We start from the raw sequence: 26,368 nt of genomic DNA on the forward strand, positions 1-26,368 counted from the left end.
ATCGTAATTAATTTGTCAAGGCACCCAGTATTTCATCCAATTGCTCGACAGAAAAAACGTCGGCATGTGTAATGATGGGTCGCCCTTTTGATTCTTTTACTGAACTTTTGGCTGGGTTTCGCTTTAAATACTCAATTACCTTGCCAAATTGGTCAGATTTAAAGAAGTCATCGTTCCCGTTAGAAACGAAGTATCCTTTCATGATATTATTCTTAAGCGTCAGTTTTTCAAGGTATAACTTCTCGGCTTTCCAGCGAACGTTCACCATTTTGATTAGGTTTTCGACTTCTTCAGGCATAGGCCCAAACCGGTCGATCACTTCCTGACGAAAGGCCTGCACTTCTTCCACGTTTTGAAGGCTGTCCAGGCGAGTATATAACGCCAGTCGTTCTGAAATATTCGATACGTATCGTTCAGGAATAACGACCTGTAAATCAGTTTCAATAACGGTATCCGGAAGGGCTAGTTTTAAATCACCAGGTTTCGTTTCGAAGAGGTCTTTAAATTCATTCTCGCGTAATTCCTGAACAGCCTCATCAAGTACTTTATGGTACATTTCAAAACCAAGATCATTGACAAACCCGCTCTGTTCAGCACCCAGCAGATTACCCGCGCCCCGAATATCCAGATCACGCATGGCAATTTTAAAGCCTTCACCCAGATCAGAAAAGTCTTCGAGGGTTTGGAGCCGTTTGCGCGCATCGGCTGTGAGCACCGACGGCGGGGGCGTCAGAAGATAACAGAATGCTTTCCGGTTCGATCGCCCTACCCTACCGCGCATTTGGTGTAAGTCTGACAGTCCGAAATAATGGGCGTTGTTTATCAATATCGTGTTGGCATTGGGAATGTCCAGTCCCGATTCAATAATGTTGGTTGAGATCAATACATCATAATCACCCTCAATGAAGCGGGTCATAATCCGCTCCAGTCGTTCGCCTTCCATTTGGCCGTGTGCTACGCCGATGCGAGCCTCGGGTACGAGCCGCATAATTAGGTTACCGATGGACTCAATATCATTGACCCGGTTATGAACAAAGAAGACTTGTCCACCCCGCCGGATCTCATAACTAACAGCATCCCGAATTGTAGCTTCATTAAATGGGTGAACCTCGGTCGTAACAGGTTGACGATTGGGTGGCGGAGTAGCAATGACCGATAAGTCACGGGCACCCATGAGCGAGAAATGCAGGGTTCTGGGAATGGGTGTTGCCGTTAGGGTAAGTACATCAACTTCAACCCGCATTTCTTTTAAGCGATCCTTTGTTTTTACCCCGAATTTCTGTTCCTCATCAATGACCAGCAGGCCTAAATCCTTGAACTTGATGTCCTTGTTGACAATCCGGTGCGTGCCTATTAATATTCCAATCTCGCCCGAAGCGACACCTTTTAGAATTTCCTTTACCTGAGTGGCTGTCCGAAACCGATTGATGTACTCAATCTTAACCGGGAAATCGGCCATCCGGTCGGTAAAGGTCTTGTAATGTTGCATGGCCAGAATCGTTGTTGGGACGAGTACGGCCACCTGTTTGTTGTCTGTTACGGCTTTGAAAGCGGCTCGGATAGCTATTTCTGTTTTGCCAAAACCAACATCGCCACATACCAGCCGGTCCATGGGGTGTGGTCGTTCCATGTCATCTTTTACGTCATTTGTTGCCTTGGCCTGATCGGGGGTGTCTTCATATATAAAAGACGATTCCAACTCGGCTTGCAGAAAGCTATCTCGGCTATAAGCGTATCCGGGTGCCGTTCGCCGTTTGGCATAGAGCGCAATTAATTCGCGGGCAATGTCTTTGACCTGCTTGCGGATACGTGATTTTTTTTGCTCCCATTCCTGCGAGCCCAACTTGCTCATGGTAGGCGGCCCACCCTCCCGTCCACTGTATTTGGCAATCTTGTGCAAACTATGGATGCTAACCAGCAGGATATCATTATCGCGGTAAATGAGCCGGATGGCTTCCTGCTCGTTACCTGCGTGATCCACTTTCTCAAGCCCCGCAAATCGGCCAATGCCGTAATCAACGTGCGTCACATAATCGCCCGGCTGGAGGGTTTTCAGTTCGCGCAACGTCAAGGCTTTCGATTTCGAAAACTTATCCTGAACCCGATACTTGTAATACCGATCGAAAATTTGGTGGTCGGTAAAACAGGCAATCTTTAGGGCGTCGTCCATGAATCCCTCGCGGAGCCCAATGTTCATCGGCTGAAACGTAACGAACGGATCTAGTTCTTCGAAAATTGTTCGTAAACGGTCCAGTTGTTTAAAGGATTCACCCGCAATAATGTTAGTGTATCCCTTCGCCTGATTGTCACCCAGTGTGTCAATTAAGCGCTTGAAATCTTTATTAAAAGAGGGCTGTGGCTTCGAGCTGTATTGTTGCCTTCCGTCGGTTTTGAAGTAAAACTTGCGCCCGAACTCAACGGTACGGAACCGTTTCAATTCATTCAGGAATGACCGTCGGGTTTCCCACAAAGCGTTTGGGTCTGAAACAACCTGAATACCCCCGCTCGACGCGACTACGGTTGTAAAGCTTTGTTCGGCCTTCTCGTAGCATTTCTCAATAATTTCCAGGGTAAACTCCACATCCTTCGCCCATATGGTTGTAGCATCCGGTAGGAAATCGAAGAACGGTTCTCTGCTTTCCTGAGTAAGCTTAGTCTGGATGTTTGGGATGATGTTGATGAACTCAACAGGGTCTGTAGAAAGCTGTGATTCGGGATTGAATTTGCGAATGCTTTCAACCTCATCGTCGAATAGATCAATTCGAAATGGAAATTCACTTGCGAATGAAAAAACGTCTATGATTCCCCCGCGCACCGAAAACTGACCCGCTTCATACACAAAGTCGGTCTTCTCAAACTCATAGGTTTGCAGTAGTTCTGATACGAAATGAGTATCTAGTTTCTCCCCTACCCGAATTGTCAATGTGTTGGCTTGTAACGATCGTTTGTTGATCACTTTTTCCGAGAGAGCTTCCGGATAGGTTACCATGAGCAAGCCATCTTTCGGAGCCGGATTGAGCTTATTCAGTACCTCGGCGCGCATGAGTACATTCGCGTTTTCAACTTCTTCGTACTGATATGGTTTCTTGTACGACATCGGAAACAGCAGCACTTCACGGCCGAGCAGATTTTGCAAGTCGTTGAAAAAGTAAGCAGCTTCATCCCGGTCTGAGAGAATATAGAGATGATTGCCTCCCACCGACTTGAAGATTGCTGATGCCAGCACGGCATCTAAACTGCCCGCCAAGCCTTTAATTTGTAAACGCTGAGGTTCGTTGGTAGGCTTTCGCGAAAACGGTTCTGTCAGCAGTTTTATGAAATTATCATCGGTATACAAACCGATTAATTCTTCAGGTTTCAAGCGAAAGTCAGATTGTATGTTAAGCACGAAAAGCCGCTGGAAACATATTCCGGCGGCACGTTAGGGTAACAGCAGGTTTGGAAAATTTGTTGCGTTCTGGTTTTATTTCAATGACGACATCAGGGCGTAATCAATGCTTTCTGCATCCAGTGCTTTTCGGATGCGTGGGCTGTCTTCGAAGACCACAATGAGCTCTTTTTTATCAAATGTTTCGTCTTCATCTACCCATTTCCAGTCCTCAGCGGTCGCGTCCAATATATTCAATACACTGCCTAATTTTGCGGGGTCACGCTCCTTGGAGATGAGCTCATTGGTATTTGTGAAGTATAAAACGACCCGTTTATCTTCCAACCATTGCAAGTCATTCAGGGCATCATTTAATGCTTCGAGGGTAAATGAGAAGTTTGGAATCTCAAGCAAATCGGCCATTTCTTCATAGAATTGGCGCAGGGTAAGCGCATGTTTGCCATCTACATTGGCTATAAAATCCTGGGCATGACGGACTTCAAGTTCGCGTTCCGATTTGCAGATAAGAAAGTTAGGGGTCATTTGTTTTATATAAATGATCAGTCAAAATGGACGAAAAAAATTGTTTCCACGTGAAACTGAAAATCAGACAGTTATAATCGTATGTAACCAGTTAAAACCCGGTTACTTATGTGTTTTTAAGCAAGTAATACCTGCAAAAATACAATTTGCAGGTATAAAAAAACCCTCCATCAAGGAGGGTTTTTCACGTAAAGTCAATTCAGCGAAAAGAGTGGAATCCGAGCTGCAACCATGTTATGAAACATTAATTCAGTAATCATGGGTGTCATGTATTTTATGAGTGGAAACTCCGAAATAGATTCCATCACTTCCAATTCTGAGTCGGCTTTAAAGATGCACCAGAGTTTGTGACGGTCGACCGAAAGCGAATACGACAACAGGAATCCTTTTTCCATCAATTCCTCCACTTTGAGCCGTTGGGCGGGTATGCGGTTCTCGAACCCTTCATCCAGCACGGTCGGAAGATCAAATTCAACCATATATTGGCTCATAGGCATTATTGTTAGGTAACAGCCGGGCTCAGTCGATTCCCGGCTACTAGCAAATTAACGATGTTTAGCTCATCTTCGTTAATCGAATGCGGAAAATTTGGGTACAATTTCGTCGTCACATCAGCACCCATCTGCCGAAATACGGCCTCAGATTCCAGAACCCGCTTTTTTGGTATATGTGAATCGTGATCACTACAGCCTAAAAAAATGGGTGTTTTATCGAATGACCCTTCGTAGGTACGGGGTGTTTCGTCGGGCCCAATTAACCCACCGCTTAACCCAAACACGCCCCCGTATTCTGTAGCATGACGGGCCACAAATTCAAGCATGAGGCAGGCCCCTTGTGAGAAACCCAGCCAATAAATTTGGGGCAGCTTAAAGTTAAAATCAGATTGAAGCCGAGCCCGCAGGCTAGTTAATACCTCCAGCGCTGAAGAAAGATACGGCTCGTTTTCAGTCGTGGGTCGCAGGAACGATTGTGGATACCAGGTGTTCCCCTGCGCTTCAGGCGCGATGAAGGCAAACTCTTTATCCTGAATGTAATTTGATAAAGACAGAATATCCCTCGCCGAACCACCTCGGCCATGAACCATAATCATAACTTTCGTGGCTTCCTCAAGTGGCTTTCCAGCCGTATGAATATTATTCGGATTGTGTATCATAAGATAACGGTTGGAATAGTTGGTTTATGGTTTACGCTGTTCGGTTGGCAGACGCTTCAGTAATCACATGCGTCAGCCAACCGAATAGCGTAAACCAAACAGCACAAACTTATTTGACAATAATCGTTGGTAACTCCGCTTCAATTTTCGCCCGGCGGGATTCGTATTGCGGTGGCAATTTCAGGGCTGTTCCTAACTCAGCAACCGGTTCATCAATGGCAAATCCGGGCGGGTTTGTCGCTACTTCAAACAGAATACCACCCGGCTCCCGGAAGTAAATGCTGTTGAAATAATTACGATCCTGGACCGGCGTTACATGGTAGCCGCCTTCGGCTAATTGTTCCTGAATGATTAATTGTGTTTCGTCCGAATCGGTAGAGAACGCGACGTGGTGAACCGAACCCGCACCCTGTAAGGCATGTACATCTTTGGGCGAATGCAATACATCGACGAAATTACCAGGACCGCCCAGGCCAGCTTTGAAGCGGAAGCGACCTTCCTCCTCTCCTACCAGGGTATGCTGCATCGTTTCGGTTAAAAGCTTAATGGTCCGATCCGGATTCAACTCATTTAACGTGACTGTATGGAAACCGCGAACGGCATACTCCGCCGGAATACGGCCATTGTCCCAACCCGTTCGCTGATCGTCGTCCGTGAAGACAAGCTCAATGCCCATTCCATCAAAATCTTCGAAGCGCACAAAAGTTTCTGAAAACCGTTTGTACGGTCCCGAATACGGAATGTTGCGTTCGTGGAGCCGATCCATCCAAAAGCTAAGCGATGCCGTTGGTGCCGAAAATGCAGTGTACGTTAACTGCCCGACACCCTTCCGGCCACGAGGTAATTTACCGTATGGAAAGAACGTCAGAATCGTACCGGGCGAACCTGTTTCGTTTCCGTAATACAGGTGATAGACATCAGGCGCATCGAAGTTGACTGTTTTTTTGACCAGTCGAAGCCCCAGAATATCCGTGTAATAATCAACATTCCGTTGTGTATCACCAGCCAGTGTTGTAACGTGGTGTAATCCGTTTATTAGCGTTTCCATACGATTTGTAAGCGTTTGAGAGCTGAAAAGGTTTTAATGTTTATGTATTTAATGTATATACATTTAATTTTTTGAAATCGTTCAATAAAAAACGTCCGAACTAGAAAGCCCGGACGTTCTCGAAAAAGTAGTATGAAATCAAAGCTGTTTTATTCCAGAAGAAATGGATAGTCAGCCTGCATATAAACGTCTTTAAAAGCTTCTTCAGGAGAAGGGTAAGGCGACTCTTCAGCAAACTTAACCGATTCGTCAACAATGCCTTTTATTTTCTGATCAATAGCTGCCAAATCCTCTTCGGTAGCAAACCCTTTCTCCAAAATCGCAACTTTCACTTGTTCGATTGGGTCACGAAGTTTATATTTCTCAACTTCGTCTTTTGAGCGATATTTCTGCGGATCAGACATAGAGTGACCCCGGTACCTGTAGGTGCGGAACTCCAGGAAGGTTGGGCCTTCGCCAGCGCGGGCACGTTCGGCAGCCCGGCTTACAGCCTCATGAACGGCTTCGACACTCATCGCGTCGACGGGTTCCGAAGGCATATCGTAGGCTTCGGCCAGGGTGTATAATTCCGTTACGTTTGAGGTACGCTCAACGGATGTTCCCATCGCATAACCATTGTTCTCAACAACAAAGATGACGGGGAGTTTCCAGAGCATCGCCATGTTGAAGGCTTCGTGTAAGGCACCCTGCCGCACAGCGCCGTCGCCCATGAAGGTGATGCACAGATTAGTCGTCTTATTGTATTTCTCCGAAAAGGCAATCCCTGCTCCCATTGGGATTTGTGCACCAACGATACCGTGCCCGCCGACGAAATTGACAGACTTATCGAAGATGTGCATGGAGCCGCCTTTCCCTTTCGACGAGCCCGTTTGTTTGGCGAACAACTCTGCCATGATTGCCTTTGGATCGGAACCGAGGGCAAGTGGGATACCATGGTCTCGATAAGCGGTAATCCACTTGTCGTCTTTCGTCAGGGCTGTGTATGAACCTGATGAACAGGCTTCCTGACCAATATATAGATGGCAGAATCCGCGGATTTTCTGTTGACCATAAAGTTGCCCGGCTTTCTCTTCAAACTTCCGTTGCAACTGCATGGATTCGTACCAATACATATACCGCTCTTTGGGATGCTGTACTTTCGTGGCAACGGCCGACTGGGCTTCCGAAGCCTTACCATTCTGTTTGGGTTTCTCTTTGACGCTTGCCATGAGGAATGTGTTCGATAAAATGAGCTGTCGCTGGCGCTCTGCCATTACGCTGGGCAACCGTTGCGGGACAACTGGCTTAGGTCTGTTTACCTAACAAACCGACCGTATCTTTGTTGCCAAGTTTATGGCTCGTCCTATTTATACTAACGGAACGGGTAATAAACTCCCGCGAAATTAAGCATTATCGCGTTATACCCGACACCTATGCACCTCGAAAAGCTTAGCCTGACCAATTTTAAGAACTATGAAGATGCCCGGTACGTCTTTGGACAACAGGTAAATGTGATTGTAGGTCCCAATGGTAGCGGCAAAACAAACCTGCTGGACGCGGTGTATTTTCTGTCATTAAGCAAAAGTGCCTTCCAGACGCAGGACGCTTTGAGCATTTTGCATGATACAGACTATTTTATTATCGATGGTATTTTTGAAGAACATACGGACCGTAATGTTCAGATTACGATCAGTTTGCAACGGGGACAGCGGAAAGTCCTGATGGCGGATAAAAAGCCGTATGAGCGCATCAGTGAACACATTGGTCGGTTTCCGGTGGTGTTGGTTGCGCCCAATGATACAGACCTGGTGCGGGAGCATAGCGAAGATCGTCGGCATTTTTTCGATGGTGTGCTCTCTCAACTCGATTCAACTTATTTACGGGATTACCTGATGTACCAGCAGGTACTCAAGCAACGAAACAGTCTGCTCAAACTATTTGCCGAGCGAAGTCAGGTCGATAATGATCTGCTCGATACTTACGATGAACCTCTGTTAGTATTGGGTCAGAAAATTCACGAGCGCCGGAAACAGTTCATTGACGAGTTCCTTCCCAGCTTTCGGGTGCACTACGCCTATCTGAGCGAAGAGCGCGAAGAGGTAAACATTGTCTATGAGTCAGAAATGAGCAACCCCGATTTTGCCGATGAATTCCGGCACTTTCGTCGGCGCGATACGGTGTTGCAACGCACCACCATGGGCGTGCATAAAGACGATTACTCCTTTATAATAGGTGGCGGCAACAATCAGCCGCCCGTACCGCTGAAAAAATTTGGTTCCCAGGGGCAGCAGAAAACGTTTGTAATTGCCCTCAAGCTGGCCCAGTTCGATCAGTTACAGACCGAGAAAGGTATCAAGCCTATTTTATTGCTGGATGATATTTTCGACAAACTGGATGATCGACGCATTGGTAAGCTTATTCAGCAAATGGACGAAGGTGTGTTTGGCCAGCTTTTCATTACCGACGCCCGCCCCGAACGCACCCGAGAATTGCTCAACAAGGTGAAAGCCGATGTTAGGTTCTTCGAAGTCGGTAAAAGCTAGCGTGCTTTTGTCTGGGCCGAGCTCCAGCTTAGCCCAGCCACTAATGTGGTCTTCAACTCGAACAGCCACTGGCTGTTGGTACTTACAAAGCCCGGCACCGTAGCAGGTTCGTCGGGCTTTTGAGTTGGTTCACTCCACTTTTTCGGCCGTTCATCATATTGTTAAAAATAGGTTGGAAACTCAGAACTATATTTGAGTTTCCTAAGTTCATCATGTAAAAGTTCTATTAATTGATGAAGGAAAGGATTCTTGATGAGGCCGAACGGCTATTCTGGAAATACGGCGTTCGCTCGGTAACGATGGAGGATATTGCCCGTAAACTTGGTATTTCCAAGAAGACGATCTATCAGCATTTTTCTGATAAAGAGCAGATTCTGTATCAGGTTATCGAGGGTAAAACCGGTAGAGATCAGTTTGCTATGGAGTGTATGGTCGTTGGTATTACAAATCCGGTCGAAGAACTCTTAAGTGTTCTGAGCCTGATGCAGAAGAACGCTGACCAGATTAGTCCGAATCTGCTCATTGATATAAAACGCTATTACCCGCAGGCGTTTGCCATTTTCAGGCAATATAAAGAAGAACAGATTATGCGGTCTATTCTTGAAAATATACAAAAAGGTATTTCTCAAGGCCTATATCGCGCCGACATAAATCCAACCATTTTGGCCCGTCTTCGGGTCGAGCAGATCGAACTGGCTTTCGACAATGATATTTTTCCCACCGACCAATATTCAATGCACGACATTCAGTCTGAACTGACTCATCACTTCGTGCGCGGTATGCTTACCGAAAAAGGATTCACCATTTACAACCAGTTTTTGAATAGAGGAGTACAACCAATTATCTATGAAAACAAATAGTATACTTTTCATTGCAGCGCTTTGGCTGCCCACCATCTGGTTAGGATCAGGCGCTTCGGCTCAGGTCTCTACTCAGCCTTCGGTGGGACAGCAACCTACCGGGGCTGCGGCAAGTGGTCAGCAGCCCGGAGTGCAGCAGGCTGCGGGTACGGGTGCTATCATAGCGCAGCCAGGCACAACCCCTGGCACGGGCTCGTCAGTTCCTTCACAACCAGGTATCAATTCAGCCGTTGGAACCCCATCGATCAGTCCGGCAGAAGGACCGGTAAATCTTCAGCCTACTGTTATCTCAAGTTTCAACTCAGGTTTAGGGTTATCACCAACGGGTCTGAAGCCTTCGGGTCAATCAGGAAACGGACAAGCGTTTACACTACAGGAAGCCATTGACTTTGCGTTACAAAAAAATGTCAATGTGCGTAATAGCCAGCTAGATGCCGTGAGTGCTGAAGCCCGCATCCGGGAGGTTAAAGCGTCGGGTCTGCCTCAGGTAGCCGCTAGCGCGTCACTGACCGATAACCTGATAATCCAGCGGGCTTTTTTACCCGCTGTCTTTTTCAATCCGAATGCCTCTCCAGACGCACCGGCGGTGCCGGTCCAGTTTGGGGTTGCTTACTCGAGCAATGCGTCTGTCAACCTAAACCAGGTAATTTACAGCGCCAGTCTGAATGTTGGCTTACGGGCTGCAGCTACCTATCGGGAACTGGCTCAGCGCAACCTACAAGCAACGAAAGTAACGGTAGCTGAACAGGTTGCCAAGGCTTATTATGGTGTACTGGTGGCGTTAGAACGGGCTAAATTACTCGACTATAACATCAGCCGATTGGATACGCTGCTGAAAGAAACCGGGGCTATGAATAAGCAGGGCTTTGTTGAACGGCTGGATGTGCAGCGCCTGGAAGTACAGGCGAATAACCTGCAGGCTGAGCGTCAGAATGTCCAGAATCTGATTGAGCTGAGTTATACGCTATTGAAGTTTCAGATGGGTTTAGGCGTTAACGACGAAATTACGCTGTCAGAACGGCTGCTGGACCGAAGCGTAGATGATCTTCGGCCATTGATTTCGCCAGACCCTACTTTTCAGTACCGAAGCCGAATTGAGTATTCAACCCTGGAAACCCAGATTAAACTGGCCGAACAGGATATCGAATTGACGCAGAAAGGCTACTTGCCATCGGCATCCGGGTTTGCAAACTATGGGTATAACAGTGGCCGAAATGCATTTGGCCAGCTCATAACAGCGCCGTGGTTCAATTTTGCAACGGTTGGGTTAAGCTTACAAGTCCCCATCTTCGACGGGTTCCAGAAGCGCAATCAAATCGCTCAGAAACGGATTACGTTACAGAAGGCACAGAACAGTGGGGAGTTGCTTCGTAATTCCATCGATCTGCAAATTCGTCAGGCAAGCATTACCCTGAGAAATAGTCTGCAAACTCTTCAGACCCAGCAGCGCAATCGCGATCTGGCGCAGGAAATTGTGCGGGTAACGCAGATCAAATACAAAGAGGGTGTTGGGTCCAGTATTGAAGTGCTCAATGCGGAGGCATCGTACCGGGAAGCACAAACCAATTACTTCTCTTCCTTATATGATTTTTTAATCACGAAAGTTGATCAGGACCGGTCGCTGGGCCGGCTCTACGTGGGAAACTAAAACTTTAAAATACGTACCATGAAACCATACTACGCAATTGCCCTCGTGAGCTTATTAGCTGCCTGCTCAGGGGAGAAAAAAACAGATGTGCAAAGCAAACGGGATGAACTCAACGAGTTGAAATCCCAGCAGACGGAGTTAACGACGAAGATCAAAACACTGGAAGCCGATCTGGCCAAACTTGAGCCAAAGAAAAAAGAAAACGAGCGTGTAAAAGACGTATCGGTAGCGCCTTTATCGGCCTCTACGTTCAAACATTTCGTTGAGCTACAAGGTACAATCGATGCAAAAAATAACGTACAGGTATCGCCGAAGTCGGGCGGTGTTTTGACGTCGGTTTATGTAAAGGAAGGCGATCAGGTTCGGGCTGGCCAGGCCATTGCCAAGGTCGACGATCAGCTGTTGCGGGAGTCGATGGCTGAATTAAAAACGCAGTTGTCACTTGCCAACACGATCTATGAAAAACAAGCTTCTTTATGGAAGCAGCAAATCGGCACCGAGATCCAATATTTGCAAGCGAAAAATAACAAAGAGTCGCTCGAACGCCGGATGTCTACGCTTAATGCGCAATTGGGTCAGTCGACGGTAACGGCGCCGATTTCGGGAGTTGTCGATCAGGTTATGGTAAAAATCGGTCAGTCGGCAGCACCGGGTATGCCGCTCGTTCGGATTGTCAATCTGTCGCAGCTCAAGGTCGTCGCGAAAGTGGCGGATACCTATTCGGGAAGTGTTCGGAAAGGAGACATGGTGCTGATCGAATTTCCTGATTTAAAGAAAACGCTGAACTCACGTATCTCCTTTGTGGCAACAACGGTCGATCCGCTGAGTCGGACATTTACGATTGAAGCTCCTCTCCCATCCGATAATGCATTGAAGCCAAACATGCTGGCCCGCATCAAAATCAATGACGAGACGAAAGCCAATGCGATTGTGATCAACCAGAATTTGATTCAGAGTACGGAGAATGGCCAGTTGGTGTATGTAGCCGTAAATGAAGGCGGCAAGAAGGTAGCAAAAGCGCGGACCGTGAAAACGGGTCAGTCGTACGGTGGTCAGATCGCCGTTACGCAGGGATTACAGGCAGGTGACCAAATTGTTACGGCTGGCTATCAGGATTTGGTTGATGGACAGGCAATTAGTTTCTAAACAGTATACGGTATTCGGTTTAAGTCGGCCATCGCCACACTAAACTGACCGTACATAAACCAAATACCGTATACCCAAATCTCCTTCTTTATGAAATTTGAACAGTATAAAACCCTCGGATTCACCAACTGGTGCGTTGAGAACCGAACGGCGATTTACATCTTCACCTTCCTGATTACACTGGGTGGGCTGTTCGTGTACAACAACCTGCCTAAAGAGCAGTTTCCGGATATTAAGGTGCCCCAGGTGTATATCAACACCGTTTATGTAGGGACCGCTCCGGCCGACATTGAAAATACGATCAACAAGCAGATTGAAAAGCAACTGAAGTCTATTTCGGGGGTGAAGCGCATCAAATCGAATGCCTTGCAGGACGTGTCGGTTATTCTGGTTGAGTTCAACCCCGATGTGCAATCGTCGGATGCCTTACAGCGCGTTCGGGATGCCATCGACAAGGCGAAGCCAGATCTGCCCCAGGAACTTGATTCAGGGCCAACGGCGCAGGATGTTGACTTCTCCGAAATGCCGATCATGAACGTGAACATGGCCGGAAATTTCTCGCTGAAACAACTGAAAGAGTATGCCGAAGATTTACAGGATGTGATTGAAGGTATGCCCGAAATTCGCCGGGTTGACATCATCGGCGCGCTGGAACGCGAAATACAGATCAACGTCGATCTACCTCGTATGCAGTCAGCCGGTCTGGCTTTCTCCGATATTCAGCAGGCTATTCAGGGCGAAAATATCAACGTATCGGGTGGTGAATTACCTATCGACGGGGTTCGCCGGACGGTGCGGGTAAAAGGCGAATTTACGGATGTTGCGCAGCTTCAAAACCTGCAAATTCGTACGGCTACGGGCGCCACCGTTAAACTTGGCGACATTGCTGAAGTGCGGGACAACTTTGAAGAACAGCAGAACTTTGCCCGGTTGAATAACAAATCGGTTGTTACGCTGAACGTCATCAAACGGGCGGGTGCTAACCTGATCTCGGCCGCCGACCGCATCGAAAAAACCATCGAAGAGTACAAAGAGACCCGTTTTCCGGAAGGTCTGGAGGTGAAAATCACGGCCGATCAATCGGAGCGGACGCGCGAAAACGTGAATGACCTCATCAATACGGTTGTTCTTGGTTTCATCTTCGTTGTATTGGTGCTCATGTTCTTCATGGGTGTTCGCGATGCTATCTTCGTCGGACTATCGGTTCCTTTGTCGGCTCTGGTCGCGTTTGTCTTGATGCCGGTGCTGGGGCCGCTGGTAGGGGCCTCGTTTACCTTGAACACGATGGTGCTTTTTGCCTTTCTGCTTGGTTTGGGACTTGTTGTGGATGACGCGATCGTGGTTATCGAAAACTCACACCGACTCTTCAATGAGAACAAAGACTGGGATATCAAACAAGCTGTGAAAGCGGCTGCCGGAGAGGTATTCGTACCCGTGTTATCCGGAACGCTAACGACCATTGCGCCTTTCTTTCCGCTCCTGTTCTGGCCGGGTATTGTGGGTGAATTTATGAAGTTTTTGCCCCTAACGCTTATCTTAACGCTGTTCGCTTCCTTGTTCGTGGCTTATGTCATCAACCCCGTTTTCGCTGTAACGTTCATGAAACGGCACGAAGATGATAACCACGAAGACAAACAGAGCTTCCAGGAAATCAAACGGCCGCTTATGATTATGACCGTGCTGGCGGGTGTTGGTTATGTGATCGACCGGGGTATTGGCAACCTGTTTGTCCTGTTCATTATTCTGTACGTATTCAATCACTACGTGTTGACGCCGAAACTGATTGTGCCGTTCCAGGAAAGTATGTTACCTGCGCTTAAGAACGGCTACCGCCGGTTAATATCGTGGATACTGACCGGATGGCGGCCTGTTCTGGCTATCGTAGCCGCGTTCGGTTTGCTGATTCTGACCTTCATTATCACCGGAATTGCCAAGCCAAAAGTCCTCTTCTTCCCAAGTGGTGAGCCGGATTATATCTACGTGTACAACGTAATGCCTATCGGTACCGACGCCCGGGTAACGGATTCGGTGACCAAAGTTATTGAAAAACGGGTATTTAAGGTACTGGAAGAGAACAAGGCGACTGATATTGTAAACTCGGTTATTTCTAACGTTGGCAAGAACGCTGGTGATCCTATGAATCCTGATCGCTCGGCCACTCCACAGAAATCGAAGGTCACGATTGCGTTTAAACCAAATGAAGAACGGCACGGCATATCAACGGATTCGCTGTTGAGCAAGGTTCGGGTGGCCGTGAGCGGTTTGCCAGGCAGCGAACTTTCAGTAGAACGTGAATCCAACGGACCGCCAACGGGTAAACCCATTGCGATTGAGATTGCGGGCGAAGAGTTCGATGAGCTTAAGAAACTGGAAAAAGAAGTTCGCCTGAAAATTGCGCAGGCCGGAATTCAGGGAATCGACCAGCTGAAGTCGGATTTAATTACCAACAAGCCTGAAATCGTGATTGACATTGACCGGGAGAAAGCTGAACGGGAAGGCATCTCATCGGGTCAGGTAGCGATGGCCATTCGGACAGCCTTGTTTGGTACAGAAGTCTCAAAATTCCGGGATGCCAAAGACGAATACCCAATCATGGTTCGCCTGAAACCCGACGACCGGAGTCAGATCGACCGGTTGCTGAGCCTAAACGTTGTGTATCGCGACATGGTTATGGGGGGGCAACTGCGGCAGGTTCCGATTACATCGGTAACGAATATCAGTTATTCGACGACGTTTAGCCAGATTAACCGCAAAAACCAGGAGCGGCTCGTTACGTTGAGTTCCGATGTGGTGCCAGGCTATAATGCGAACGAGATTGTGGCCCAAATCCAACAGGTGATCAAGGACATTGAGGTACCAAACGGCTACACGCTCAAAATGGGCGGTGAACAGGAAGACCAGCAGGAATCAATGAACTTCCTGGTGTCGGCCTTTGGTATTGCCATGCTGTTGATTTACCTGATTATGGCTACGCAATTTAACTCGGTGGTAAAACCGCTGATCATCTTCGTTACAATCCTGTTCTCGTTGATTGGCGTGTTGCTTGGGTTTGTTATTTTCAATAAAGAGTTCTCCGTCATCATGTCAGGGGTTGGTATCATCGCGCTAGCCGGTATTGTGGTGAAAAACGGTATTCTGCTGATCGAATTCATTGAAGAGTTACGCGGTCGGGGCGTTCCCCTGCGTGAGGCCATCATTGAAGCGGGCGGTATCCGGTTAACACCCGTGTTGCTGACGGCCTCGGCTGCCGTACTGGGCCTGATTCCGCTGGCGCTGGGTATCACCGTAGACTTTGTTGGGTTGTTCCGTAATTTCGATCCACACATCATCGTCGGTGGTGATAGCTCCGTATTCTGGAACATTCTTGCCTGGACGATCATTTTCGGACTAACATTTTCGACCGTCCTGACGCTTGTTATCGTGCCCTGTATGTATTGGGTCAACGAGCGCATTCGGATGAAGTGGTTTGGTAAGAAAGACCCCGCACTCGAACGTCAGGAGGAACTGGAAGAAGAGCTGGTTTAACTAACAGCGTTAACAAAATAATGCCGACAGGTCTAAAACCGTCGGCATTATTCGTTTCGGGCAATACTATAGAGAAAGCTACTCGCGAGCCATTTAGGCTGAAATAGACGCTGATCGTAAGCCCACTTTATCACCAATAGAGGGTTTTCTCAGAGCGCTATCCGCAAGTTGGAACACGTACCAGCATTGTTGGGTTATGCTCACAATTAGGCAGTCGAACCAGTGTGGGCGGGGCAACATCCATACATGCGAATACATCTTAACACATATCTCTGGCTTCAGCAGAAATACTAACTAAACTCCATGAATCGAACTTCTTTATTTGTCATACTTCCTGTTATTCTGCTCCTGATCGACTGGTATGTTTTTCAGGCAGTTAAAACCCTCAGTCGGTCGGCTACCGAAGGTACGCAGCGCATCATTACCATCGCTTTCTGGGGCTTTACCGCCATCTCATTGCTGTTGTATATTATTATGCAACTGCTGCCGCCCGACTCCATTAGCCGCAACACGCGTACGTTTCTATGGGCGTTTATCGCAATTCCTTATTTCTCGAAAATCTTCGCCGTACTAATTATTCTGATTGATGACATTGGCCGGTTCTTCCGGTGGATTGTTTCGCTTTTCTACAAGCCCGAGGTTCGCGAAGCCGTTGAGGATACGACCCGCAAAACCATGCCTGCTACGGATACCATTACCCGATCCGATTTTCTGATGAAAACGGCGTTGGTAGTTGGTGCCGTACCCCTGGTCGGATTTAGCTGGGGCATTCTGTCGGGGGCGCACGACTACCGAATCCGGCGCATTAAGTTACCGCTTAAGAACCTGCCTTCCGGTTTCAACGGCATGACCATTGCCCAGATTTCGGATATTCACTCCGGAAGTTTTTTCAACAAAACGGCGGTCAAGGGGGGCGTCGAGATGCTCCTGGGCCAAAAACCCGACATGGTGTTTTTTACCGGTGATCTGGTCAACAGCCATGCTGAAGAGGTAAATAGCTACATCGACGTATTCAATAAAGTAAAGGCGCCTATGGGCGTTTACTCAACCTTAGGCAATCATGATTACGGCAAGTACGTGCAGTGGCCAAGCGTTCAGGCCGAACGTCAGAATGTGATGAATGTAGTGGCCGCTCACAAGCAGATGGGTTGGAACATACTGATGGATGAGAACAAGATTCTGGAGCAGAACGGCGACAAAATCGCGCTGATTGGGGTTCAGAATCTTGGTTTTGGCCCGGCGGCCTTACGGGCTGGTAACTTGGCAAAAGCTTATGAAGGCACGAAGGATTACCCTGTCAAACTCCTCCTTTCCCACGATCCCACGCACTGGGATGCCGAAGTTCGCCCAAAATTCCCGGATATAGATGTTCAGTTTAGTGGTCATACCCACGGTGCTCAGTTTGGCGTTGACTTGGGCGATGTGAAATGGAGCCCGGCACAGTATTTTTACAAGCAGTGGGCAGGTTTATACCAGGATGGTGACCAGCGCCTGTATGTAAACCGTGGATACGGCTATATTGGCTATCCGGGTCGAGTCGGTATTTTGCCGGAGATCACTATTTTTGAATTGGTGAAAGCTTGATCGACTAACTAATTGCCTACTCATTCAGTTACCCTACTCGATAAACCATCACATACATTATGAAAATTGTATTTATTACAGGACTATCCTTTTTGATGTCGCTGTTTTCGTACCTGAAACCAGCACAGCCCCAGGAAACAGCCATCCCACTCTGTCACACGACCGATTCACCGGGAAACGACATGTCGGCTATGGCGGCTGATCCTGCTTTCCAGCGGCTTCATGAAGCCCCTCTTCCTTTCACCTACATGGGTGCGGGTGAGATGATCAAATTCTCGACGCCGGATGGGCAGTCAGCAAACGGATTTCTGTTGAAAGCCAAAAAGCCATCGAACAAATGGCTCCTGGTCTATCAGGAATGGTGGGGCCTGAACGACAACATTAAACAGCAGTCAGAAACGTTTTACAATGATCTCAAAGACGTGAACGTGCTGGCGGTTGATATGTATGATGGTAAAGTAGCTACGGAGCCATCTGAAGCGGGCAAATTGATGCAGGGAGCCAGCAAAGACCGGCTCATGAGCATTCAGAAAGGAGCTATTGCCTACGCAGGACCTAAAGCGGAGTTTGCGAGTGTTGGCTGGTGTTTTGGCGGCATGTTATCGCTGCAGTCGGCTATGCTGGAAGGAAAACAGGCTAAAGGATGTGTCATGTATTACGGTCGGCCAGAGCAGGACGTCGAAAAGCTGAAAACACTTAACACAGATGTGCTGGGATTCTTCGGCAGTCAGGATAAAGGCATTACACCGGAGTCTGTCAAAACATTCGAAGAGAATATGGCAAAAGCTGGCGAAAAAGTAACGGTGAAGATGTATGATGCTGGGCATGGTTTCGCAAACCCAAGCAACCCTGTTTACAACAAAGAAGCCGCTGCCGATGCCTATAAATTGGCGCTGGCTTACCTGAAAGATAAGCTGAAGGCATAAAAAATAAGTAAGTTGCAGTTAGTAAGTGGCTGGTGAATACACGTTGTATTCACCAGCCACTTACTGTTATATACCGGTTGGGCTTTTAATAAAACTTTAACCAGTATTTCCACGTTTTAATTAAACGCTGAAGCTTATGATTTGTCTAACCAACAAATCGGGTGGAAACCTGCTACAGCAATGAAAACGACGAAGTTGAATGGAATTATAACCGGACTATTACTCGGTATAGTTACGGTCAGTTTTGGCCAGGTTTACGGACCAGGTAACGGTTACGGACAGGGGTATCCAAATGGAAACGGATATAATCAGAACTACCCAAATGGAAATGGGTACGGACAGAGTTATCCTAACCAGAACTATCCGAATGGCTACAATAACGGGTATAACCAGGGGTATCCAAACGGATATGGCCAAGCGTATCCAAATGGATACGGACCTTATAATCAATATGGTCAGCCGTATCCATCCCGTCAACGGGTTGTCATATTGCCACCCCGCGTTGTTGTCGTGCCGCCCCCGGTTGTGGTAGGGCCTCCTGTTTATGTCAGACCTTATCCCAATTACGGATATGGGTTTGGGCACGGTGGTCACCGGGGCATTTACGGCCGTCGCTGGTAGGTGACTATATATCTGAGACTGGTTGAGCGCCTTTCTCAAGTGACAAGTAGTGGTTCAATGCGTTAACACTAAAAACGAAAAATCATGAAAACTATAAAAGTCTTGCCCTTTCTGATAGCTGGTTTATTAGTTGTTCTGATGACTAGCTGTGGTCCTTCTTATGTAAGTACGGGTGGTGGTTATGGTCCCGGCTATTATGGTGCTCGTCCTTATTACGGCTATGGATACAGGCCCTACGGCTACTACAATCCACCAGTCGTTGTTCGTCCGCCGGTTGTGGTTCGTCCTCGGTATTATTCGCCAGCACCCCGCTATTATGGCGGTAGCCCACGGGGCGGCTACAGTGGCGGTCGCAGCGGAGGTGGTTATAGTGGTGGTGGTCGCTCTCGTGGACCAAGGTAAAATTATAACCAGTTAAATGTAGAAGGGAATATGGCTTTGAAACCGTATTCCCTTCTTCATTTACTGCCAAATGACTCAGGCAGGCCAACTGAAAGGCTTACCAATGTGTACAGAATAGTCACCTGACTCAATTAAAGGTTTGTCGTCTGTTTGTAAATTATACAGGTAAATCCAGCAGTCGGTTGTAGTGTCATTGAATTCAACTGGAATGATTGCTCTGATATATTCCGTAGGTTGTTCAAACTGATCCCCCACGCCTTCATAGTAATCGAGATAAGTTAGTATGGCTTCTTTTTGGCTGCTAATTTCAAAGACCGAACCATGCACACGCGTATCGCTGTTTTCCTGATAAACAGCTCCTGGATAACTTCCCATGTCGAATGACTGGCCCGTAAAGGAGCCTTCGCCCACATAGCGACCCCGTTGGCGCAGGTACTGGGAAAATGTGTTGTCGAAGGGTGGTCGGAGGGTTCCGTAAACGATCAGGAAGTCAGGATTAGAGGTCATTTAATAAAAAATGGATGGCCGTGCGATAAAAGTAGGTTATTTGACGTTAGGTAGGAAATGTACAGGTTATGAAACGGACAAAAATCATTCTGCTAATGGCGGCATCGCTGGTGCTGGTCAATGTACCGCTGGAAACGATGGCGTCTAAAAACCCAACGGAACAAACGGCTATCGGGCGTAAACGAAAAGGGTATAAGCCTAAGCGCGGAGGGCTGTTCAACACAGGACTTTTCCGCAAGAAAAACGGCTGTGGCTGTCCGAACCATTAAGCAATTGTTAAGAAATTGTACTAATATCATAGGCAGGCCCTTGAATGGGCCTTTTTTTGTTAAATTACTTGTAAAAATCTGTGTTTCAGCGTAAAATTTCGTACCTTTGCGGCTTGAAATATCTGAACCACACCAGTGAACTGGTAAAATTTATTTGATTTTTCATGATTTTCATGATTGCTTATAATAGGGTTCAGGCTGATACAATCAAATCATGAAAATCAAATGAATCGGGATAAGCCTGGTTCTGACAACATTTGTATGCAATCAATTCGCAATATAGCAATCATCGCTCACGTTGACCACGGCAAAACGACCCTGGTCGACAAGATTATTCACGCGTCCAAGCTCTTTCGGGACAACCAGGAATTTGGTGACTTAATCCTGGACAACAACGACCTCGAACGTGAACGGGGTATTACGATCGTTTCCAAAAACGTATCGGTACGCTACAAAGATGTTAAAATCAACATCATCGATACTCCAGGCCACAGTGACTTTGGTGGTGAAGTTGAGCGCGTTTTGAAAATGGCCGATGGTGTCTGTTTGCTGGTCGATGCCTTTGAAGGGGCTATGCCACAAACTCGCTTCGTACTGGGTAAAGCCCTGCAACTAGGTTTGAAGCCAATTGTTATCGTAAACAAAGTCGATAAAGAAAACTGCCGTCCTGATGAAGTGCACGAGCAGGTTTTCGATTTGATGTTTAACCTCGGCGCTACCGAAGATCAGCTGGATTTTCCAACCGTTTATGGTTCGTCCAAACAAGGCTGGATGGGTCCGGATTGGAAAACCCCAACTGACAACATTACCTATCTGCTCGACACAATCGTTGCCAACATTCCACCGGCACCTATGAATGAAGGGTTGCCACAAATGCAGATCACGTCGCTGGATTATTCGGCCTTTGTAGGTCGGATTGCTATCGGACGGGTACACCGTGGAACGCTGAAAGAAGGTGCTAACATGGCCCTCGTCAAATCAGATGGTTCGATTAAAAAAGTCAAAATCAAAGAATTACAAACCTTTGAAGGACTTGGTAAACTGAAAGTAACTGAAGTTCAGTGTGGTGATATCTGTGCCGTCACGGGTCTTGAAGAGTTTGAGATTGGTGATACACTGACCGACGCTGAACAGCCCGAAGCGCTCGCTCGTATTTCGGTAGATGAGCCAACCATGAACATGTTGTTCACGATTAACAATTCCCCCTTCTTCGGTAAAGAAGGCAAGTTTGTTACATCGCGCCACTTGCGTGATCGGCTCTACAAAGAAATTGAAAAGAACCTGGCGTTACGGGTAGAATCAACCGACAGCGAAGACCGCTTCCTGGTTTATGGCCGGGGCATCCTTCACTTGTCCGTTCTGATCGAAACCATGCGTCGTGAAGGATACGAATTGCAGGTTGGTCAGCCTCAGGTGTTGTACAAAGAAGACGAAGATGGTCGTAGACTGGAGCCAATCGAAACCCTCGTGGTCGACGTTCCAGAAGAAACCGCCGGAAAAGTTATCGAATTGGCAACCCAGCGTAAGGGTGAGCTGCTGATCATGGAACCGAAAGGCGATCTGCAACATCTGGAATTCGATATTCCATCGCGTGGTCTGATCGGTTTGCGGTCAAACGTTCTGACGGCAACCTTTGGGGAAGCCGTTATGAGCCACCGGTTCAAAGAATACCAGGAATACAAAGGACCCATTCCTGAGCGGATCAACGGCTCATTGATTTCAATGACAAGTGGTGCTGCAACAGCTTATTCGATCGATAAACTTCAAGATCGTGGATCGTTCTTTATCGAACCAGGTGACGAAATTTACACGGGTCAGGTAATTGGCGAGCACAATCGTCAGAACGACATTGTTGTTAACGTAATAACCGCGAAGCAGCTAACAAATATGCGGGCTTCAGGTTCGGATAACAACGTGAAAATTGCTCCGAAAATCTCGTTCTCACTTGAAGAAAACATGGAGTATATTCAGAAAGATGAATATCTGGAGGTAACACCGAAATCAATGCGGATTCGTAAGATTTACCTGGACGAAAACGAGCGTAAACGCAACCAGAGCAAATTTGCGATGGCTTAATCAGTTAAAAGCTGAAATGAGTAGCTTACAATATAAAAAGCCCAGCCTGAACATTCAGGCTGGGCTTTTTATATTGTAAGCTAAACTATCCAATCTCAGAATGTAAAGTATTTATCCGTTCTGAGCGCAAATGCAGGCAACGTTTTGAATGGAAATACAGTAGCAGGCTTCGCAGTTGTTTCAAGTGCTGTTTGTGTCGGCTTGGTATCGACATAAGCTGAATGCCGATGAACATGATAATAACCAGCTACAAACAGCGAACCGCCAATAACTGATAGGGCAATTTTTTTCATAATGTATTGCGTAGAATGCATGAATGATGTGTCTACTGTTGCTATTAACAGAAGTTGAAAGAAATTGTTTCAAAAAGCGACTCCCATCCGGAAACAAAGTCGGTTGTAAATTCTATGCTCATCCCGTTGAATATCATTACTGAAGAGAGGTTTCTGTACATCTACTAGTTGCCGTTTATAAGTAATGGATAATAAAAAGGCATTTGTCGATGGCTTACCTACCCGTAAAGCTACTCCCGGATTAAGCATTAACCCACCTTTTAGTTCGTAACCGGTAGAACTTTTATTGAGCCAGGTAAAGCCATACCCAGCGTCGGCAATGGCCAGTAAACGAACATTCCGATAAGGGTTCTTGGCAAAATCAAAACGCAGTCCGGCACCAATTGGCATAACCAAGGCCCCTTTATACCAGTCAATGCCCACCAGGCCACCAACTGCTACCCGTCGACTCACCTGGACGCCGTTAAAGGTTTGTGCCGTAAAGCTCAGTTTGTTTTCCACTACCTGCGCCGTCGCTGCTCCAGAAGCCACCCGCCCGAATAGCCCGCCTAACTCCGTATAGTTGACGTATGTGGGACGATAAGTAACGGGTTGTCCTAAAGTTTGTCCGAAAACAAACAGGCTTGTTACCAACAAATAAAGTTGTTTCATGCCGATGTTCAGTAATAAGATGGACGACTAATCGGGATATGGCTCAACGGACGTAATTGACGCGGATTAGTAGCGTCGAACTGATAGAAACCATCTTTACCGATCATAAGCAACGATTTTTCCAGCGGAATGACATCGAACGCGTTTAAATCGTCGATATGCTGCAATTGCTTCACATTCATAGCGTCCGCTATGTCGAACGATTTGAGGCCGTAGGCGCCTTCACAAATGAACAAGTTGGGGTAGGCAACGCCCAGTCCATGCGGGTTACGCATTGGGTAGCTCTTAAGCAGGCGCGGATTCGCCAGGTCTGAAATATCTACGATGTCGAGTTGGTTTGTGAAACCACCACATTGATTGCCGGATCGCAGCGTTACATAAGCCAGATTATCATGAACCACGACCGGATCGCACACGCGCGCGTGTTGAAAAACCGACAGGCGCTCGGGTTTCTCCGGATTGGTATTGTCGTAAATAAACATGCCCGTTTGCGAACCAATAAACAGCTTATCCTTGTACGGAAAAATCGTCTCGATTCCCCAGCCCATTTGTATGGCATTGCCAACCTTCGGCTCAGCCGGATTTTTGATGTCGAACAACTGCATCGTCGATTGATTAACCGTATAGAGGTAATCATTGTAGAGAGCAAAGCGGGCCATTGACCCGGCCACGCCGTTCGTTGTTGAGCTACCCGACGATTTATCGGACCCCGCCGAGCTTGCCTGTGCATTGAAGAAAACCCCCGTGACCCATCCCGCAGTTGGGCCAACGTTCTCTTCGCAATTTGTGTCAACGGTTTCGGTTACATAGCTAACTTTCTGATCATAAACCATCTGGTTGGTGTTATCAAAGCTCCACCATCCTCCCTCAAACGATCCGCTGGGAAATACGTTCTGAACCCGGTTTATGGGCTTTATAGACGCCGGATTGCTGATGTCAAACGCTACCAAATCCATGTAGCTATCCGCATACAAAATATTGTCGCGGACAGCCATATCACCGTTACCGGGAATTCGGACAAACGCAACCGGTGTCGGGGCCGATGGATTGCGGTTGTCAATAATGTGAATGCCCTCCTTTAGTTCGTTGATGAACAGATACTGATCTTTGGTGTAAATTTTACCTGGGTTTACTAGGGCTTGGGGAGGTACGATTTGAACGCCCTGCCGGAGTTGATTGGCTGTGAACGTAACGGGTGAATAACGCCGGAACGTCCGGGTTTCTTTGCAATTGTCCGTGCACCCCGCCAGCGATAAAAACGGGAGTACAAGAAGAAGTAGACGGTTCGTTTTCATAGGCACATGTAGTAGGGTTTGTGACTAAGATTCTGTAGACTGTAAAAGCGTTGTAAATCAGATCGAAAAAATTGCCCGGCTGTCTTGATTACGGCCGGGCAATATTGATCTTACACAAAAAGTTAGCAATTATTATCGTTGGTATGAATCCGTAGAAAAGGGGCAGGCAAGTCTACGGAAAGCACATGCGTCTATTTCATTCGTTCATACACCATCACATGCGGTTGCGCCCCGCCGTGGTAAAGGCGTAATTGGTCATTCGTTGTCACTTCGTAGCGAACGGCAGCTTTCAGATTTGTAAAGTATGCCTGTTCAAACGACATCGCTTCGGGCGACCCGGCTACTTGCGTACTAGCCAGGTTTTCCGCGACCAACACGCCATCCAGCGTGGCAAATAACCGAAGCGTATACGTATTCACTGATGCTTTTCCACTGGCCAGAAAGGGTGTAATATCGTGCGGTGGGTTAGCCGAATCGTAAGCAAATTGCAGGGTCACGGCATAGGAAGAATCGGGTTGAACAAGCTTCCAGGTACCAATCAACGTCGCTATTTTCGGCGCTACTGTGGCTTCTTTCTGGCTACACTGACTGGTTAGTAACAGAAGTAGCAGGAAAACAATCGGTCTGTTTTTCATGAACTGGTTTTAGTCGGATCCGCGATTTTACCGACAAATAACACAGTTCCTGTGCTTTTTTCATGAATAACGAACACAAATGGCCGATTGCAAAGCGTTGGCAGCTGCACTGATGTGGTTGAGATGCCCCCCGTTGTAACCGCAGCTGCTTCGGTACCCTGCTCATCCACAGCCACAAAGGTGTTTTGTTTCACAAAACTCAGCGTCAGGCCGCCTTTGTTGTTAATATTTGTAAAATCAGCGCGATCGGTAAAGGCCGTCGGCATACCCATTGTCGTGAGTGCCTTGTTCAGGTTGATTTCGTAGTTGAGTGTGAACTTGGGTAAGCCGATATCCAACATACCCAGCGTCATGTCTTTTTGTAGCTGAGCCCAGTCCGAACTGGTCATGTTATTGATAACGGCATCAGCTGTAGTGCTTTCGGCGGGAAGCAGAACGGTCATTACGTAGCCAGGTCCATCTGTACGGGCAGCGCCATAGGGGAGTTCAAAAGCGGTGTAAGTAGCCCGAAAAGCCCGGTTCAATTGGCTGTTAAGGCGCATCATGCGGACATTTGTGGTCGCATCGGTTACCAGCTTGAAGGGCGAGTCGATGGTTTTAGCCGCATCAAACCGAGTTTGCCAATCTCCTTTGAAATACAGAGCATTCAGTAAAAACATGACATTGTCGGGCTGTATCTGATCTATTACCTTCGGAATTTTCCCATTCGTTTTCTGACTGGCCCAGTTGTTAATGGTGTTCACGGTGGCCGGATTTGTAAAATCCTGCGCCGATACCTCAGCGTTAAACGTCTGTTTCAACAAATTCTGAAAGGAGTTCTCGACCGAAAACGTATTCCGATACCAAACCGAGTTCGCCAGGGTTATTGTAACCTTTGAATCGACCATAGGTAGGTTCGTCATCAGATTGTTGTAGGTTGCATTGGCTTCGGCCAGCGTTTGGGCGTCCAGATGCAGCGTTTTCTGAATTTCCTGCGCCGTTTGTCCGTTGGCCCCATTCATAATCATGCCCAGGGCAATGTGAAGGCTTATGGGCGAGATAAATACATTTTTAGTATGGCCCTCTTGCGCGTTTACCTGCTTCGCCAAATCGAAGGAAAATTGGGTGGTTTGGTCAGTAAAAGGCGCCGATACCCGCAGTTCGCTGGGTGTATTCGCGTTTGGTGTAACCGATGAGGTATTACAGCTAATGGCTGTCAGCAGCATGCTAACAGTAGTAGCGGCCGTTATGGAAAAAAGAGACAGTTTCATAGGAATAGCTGGATAAGCTTTCAACTGATTTAACAATTCCCGGTATT

Annotated in this window: 23 protein-coding genes; 11 read left to right on the forward strand and 12 right to left on the reverse strand. The window is 47.4% G+C overall.

The window, feature by feature from the left end:
• Nucleotides 1–7: 7 nt before the first annotated feature.
• The 6 genes from mfd to pdhA form a co-directional block, all read right to left on the reverse strand.
• Nucleotides 8–3,361 carry a transcription-repair coupling factor gene (mfd, locus tag SD10_RS27070; RefSeq protein ID WP_046578405.1) on the reverse strand — a complete coding sequence of 1,118 codons (3,354 nt, stop codon included), beginning with the start codon at nt 3,359–3,361 and terminating at the stop codon, nt 8–10.
• A 102-nt stretch (nt 3,362–3,463) separates the two neighbouring features.
• Nucleotides 3,464–3,910, reverse strand: a complete 447-nt coding sequence (locus tag SD10_RS27075; RefSeq protein WP_046578407.1) for a barstar family protein — start codon at nt 3,908–3,910, stop codon at nt 3,464–3,466.
• Between the two features lie 194 nt (nt 3,911–4,104).
• Nucleotides 4,105–4,401, reverse strand: coding sequence for a muconolactone Delta-isomerase family protein (locus SD10_RS27080; RefSeq protein ID WP_046578409.1), 297 nt, complete (start codon nt 4,399–4,401; stop codon nt 4,105–4,107).
• A gap of 11 nt (nt 4,402–4,412) precedes the next feature.
• Nucleotides 4,413–5,063, reverse strand: coding sequence for an alpha/beta hydrolase (locus SD10_RS27085; RefSeq protein ID WP_046578411.1), 651 nt, complete (start codon nt 5,061–5,063; stop codon nt 4,413–4,415).
• Nucleotides 5,064–5,172: 109 nt separating this feature from the next.
• Nucleotides 5,173–6,111 carry a ring-cleaving dioxygenase gene (locus SD10_RS27090; protein ID WP_046578413.1) on the reverse strand — a complete coding sequence of 313 codons (939 nt, stop codon included), beginning with the start codon at nt 6,109–6,111 and terminating at the stop codon, nt 5,173–5,175.
• A gap of 149 nt (nt 6,112–6,260) precedes the next feature.
• A complete protein-coding gene (gene pdhA / locus SD10_RS27095) occupies nt 6,261–7,319 on the reverse strand; it encodes a pyruvate dehydrogenase (acetyl-transferring) E1 component subunit alpha (RefSeq protein WP_046580212.1) in 1,059 nt (352 codons plus the stop codon).
• 204 nt (nt 7,320–7,523) lie between these two features.
• Here pdhA and recF point away from each other — a divergent pair, with 204 nt between their 5' ends.
• From recF to SD10_RS27140, 9 genes are all read left to right on the forward strand, one after another.
• Nucleotides 7,524–8,633 carry a DNA replication/repair protein RecF gene (recF, locus tag SD10_RS27100; RefSeq protein WP_046578415.1) on the forward strand — a complete coding sequence of 370 codons (1,110 nt, stop codon included), beginning with the start codon at nt 7,524–7,526 and terminating at the stop codon, nt 8,631–8,633.
• Nucleotides 8,634–8,866: 233 nt separating this feature from the next.
• On the forward strand, nt 8,867–9,493 hold the full coding sequence (locus tag SD10_RS27105; protein ID WP_046578416.1) for a TetR/AcrR family transcriptional regulator: 627 nt from the start codon (nt 8,867–8,869) through the stop codon (nt 9,491–9,493).
• Nucleotides 9,480–11,141 (forward strand): TolC family protein, encoded by a 1,662-nt coding sequence (locus tag SD10_RS27110; RefSeq protein WP_082111699.1) that lies wholly within the window; start codon nt 9,480–9,482, stop codon nt 11,139–11,141. The genes SD10_RS27105 and SD10_RS27110 overlap by 14 nt, the downstream gene beginning before the upstream one ends.
• An 18-nt stretch (nt 11,142–11,159) precedes the next feature.
• Complete coding sequence (locus SD10_RS27115; protein ID WP_046578418.1) at nt 11,160–12,287, forward strand: efflux RND transporter periplasmic adaptor subunit; 1,128 nt, start codon at nt 11,160–11,162, stop codon at nt 12,285–12,287.
• A 90-nt stretch (nt 12,288–12,377) separates the two neighbouring features.
• Entirely contained in the window at nt 12,378–15,812 is a 3,435-nt protein-coding gene (locus tag SD10_RS27120) for an efflux RND transporter permease subunit (RefSeq protein ID WP_046578419.1), read from the forward strand.
• Between the two features lie 303 nt (nt 15,813–16,115).
• A complete protein-coding gene (locus SD10_RS27125) occupies nt 16,116–17,396 on the forward strand; it encodes a metallophosphoesterase (RefSeq protein ID WP_046578420.1) in 1,281 nt (426 codons plus the stop codon).
• Between the two features lie 59 nt (nt 17,397–17,455).
• On the forward strand, nt 17,456–18,322 hold the full coding sequence (locus SD10_RS27130; RefSeq protein WP_046578421.1) for a dienelactone hydrolase family protein: 867 nt from the start codon (nt 17,456–17,458) through the stop codon (nt 18,320–18,322).
• A gap of 180 nt (nt 18,323–18,502) precedes the next feature.
• The gene (locus SD10_RS28955; RefSeq protein WP_052731307.1) at nt 18,503–18,943 is read left to right on the forward strand and encodes a hypothetical protein; all 441 of its coding nucleotides are present in this window, start codon (nt 18,503–18,505) and stop codon (nt 18,941–18,943) included.
• An 84-nt stretch (nt 18,944–19,027) separates the two neighbouring features.
• Nucleotides 19,028–19,345, forward strand: a complete 318-nt coding sequence (locus SD10_RS27140; protein WP_082111700.1) for a hypothetical protein — start codon at nt 19,028–19,030, stop codon at nt 19,343–19,345.
• A gap of 75 nt (nt 19,346–19,420) precedes the next feature.
• On the opposite strand, the gene SD10_RS27145 is transcribed toward SD10_RS27140, so the two are convergent.
• Nucleotides 19,421–19,852, reverse strand: coding sequence for a gamma-glutamylcyclotransferase family protein (locus SD10_RS27145; protein WP_046578423.1), 432 nt, complete (start codon nt 19,850–19,852; stop codon nt 19,421–19,423).
• Between the two features lie 68 nt (nt 19,853–19,920).
• Here SD10_RS27145 and SD10_RS27150 point away from each other — a divergent pair, with 68 nt between their 5' ends.
• Nucleotides 19,921–20,121: a hypothetical protein gene (locus SD10_RS27150; RefSeq protein ID WP_046578424.1), complete on the forward strand. Its 201-nt coding sequence runs from the start codon at nt 19,921–19,923 to the stop codon at nt 20,119–20,121.
• A 261-nt stretch (nt 20,122–20,382) separates the two neighbouring features.
• Nucleotides 20,383–22,197, forward strand: a complete 1,815-nt coding sequence (gene typA / locus SD10_RS27155) for a translational GTPase TypA (protein WP_046580219.1) — start codon at nt 20,383–20,385, stop codon at nt 22,195–22,197.
• 95 nt (nt 22,198–22,292) lie between these two features.
• On the opposite strand, the gene SD10_RS27160 is transcribed toward typA, so the two are convergent.
• The 5 genes from SD10_RS27160 to SD10_RS27180 form a co-directional block, all read right to left on the reverse strand.
• The gene (locus SD10_RS27160) at nt 22,293–22,490 is read right to left on the reverse strand and encodes a hypothetical protein (protein ID WP_148562519.1); all 198 of its coding nucleotides are present in this window, start codon (nt 22,488–22,490) and stop codon (nt 22,293–22,295) included.
• A gap of 69 nt (nt 22,491–22,559) precedes the next feature.
• On the reverse strand, nt 22,560–23,141 hold the full coding sequence (locus SD10_RS27165; protein WP_046578426.1) for a hypothetical protein: 582 nt from the start codon (nt 23,139–23,141) through the stop codon (nt 22,560–22,562).
• Between the two features lie 8 nt (nt 23,142–23,149).
• Nucleotides 23,150–24,436 (reverse strand): LVIVD repeat-containing protein, encoded by a 1,287-nt coding sequence (locus tag SD10_RS27170; protein ID WP_046578431.1) that lies wholly within the window; start codon nt 24,434–24,436, stop codon nt 23,150–23,152.
• Between the two features lie 191 nt (nt 24,437–24,627).
• Nucleotides 24,628–25,071, reverse strand: a complete 444-nt coding sequence (locus tag SD10_RS27175; protein WP_046578433.1) for an META domain-containing protein — start codon at nt 25,069–25,071, stop codon at nt 24,628–24,630.
• Complete coding sequence (locus SD10_RS27180; protein ID WP_046580221.1) at nt 25,068–26,321, reverse strand: serpin family protein; 1,254 nt, start codon at nt 26,319–26,321, stop codon at nt 25,068–25,070. Before SD10_RS27180 ends, SD10_RS27175 begins: the two co-directional genes overlap by 4 nt.
• Nucleotides 26,322–26,368 lie beyond the last annotated feature (47 nt).

This window comes from Spirosoma radiotolerans, assembly GCF_000974425.1.
Taxonomy (GTDB): domain Bacteria; phylum Bacteroidota; class Bacteroidia; order Cytophagales; family Spirosomataceae; genus Spirosoma; species Spirosoma radiotolerans.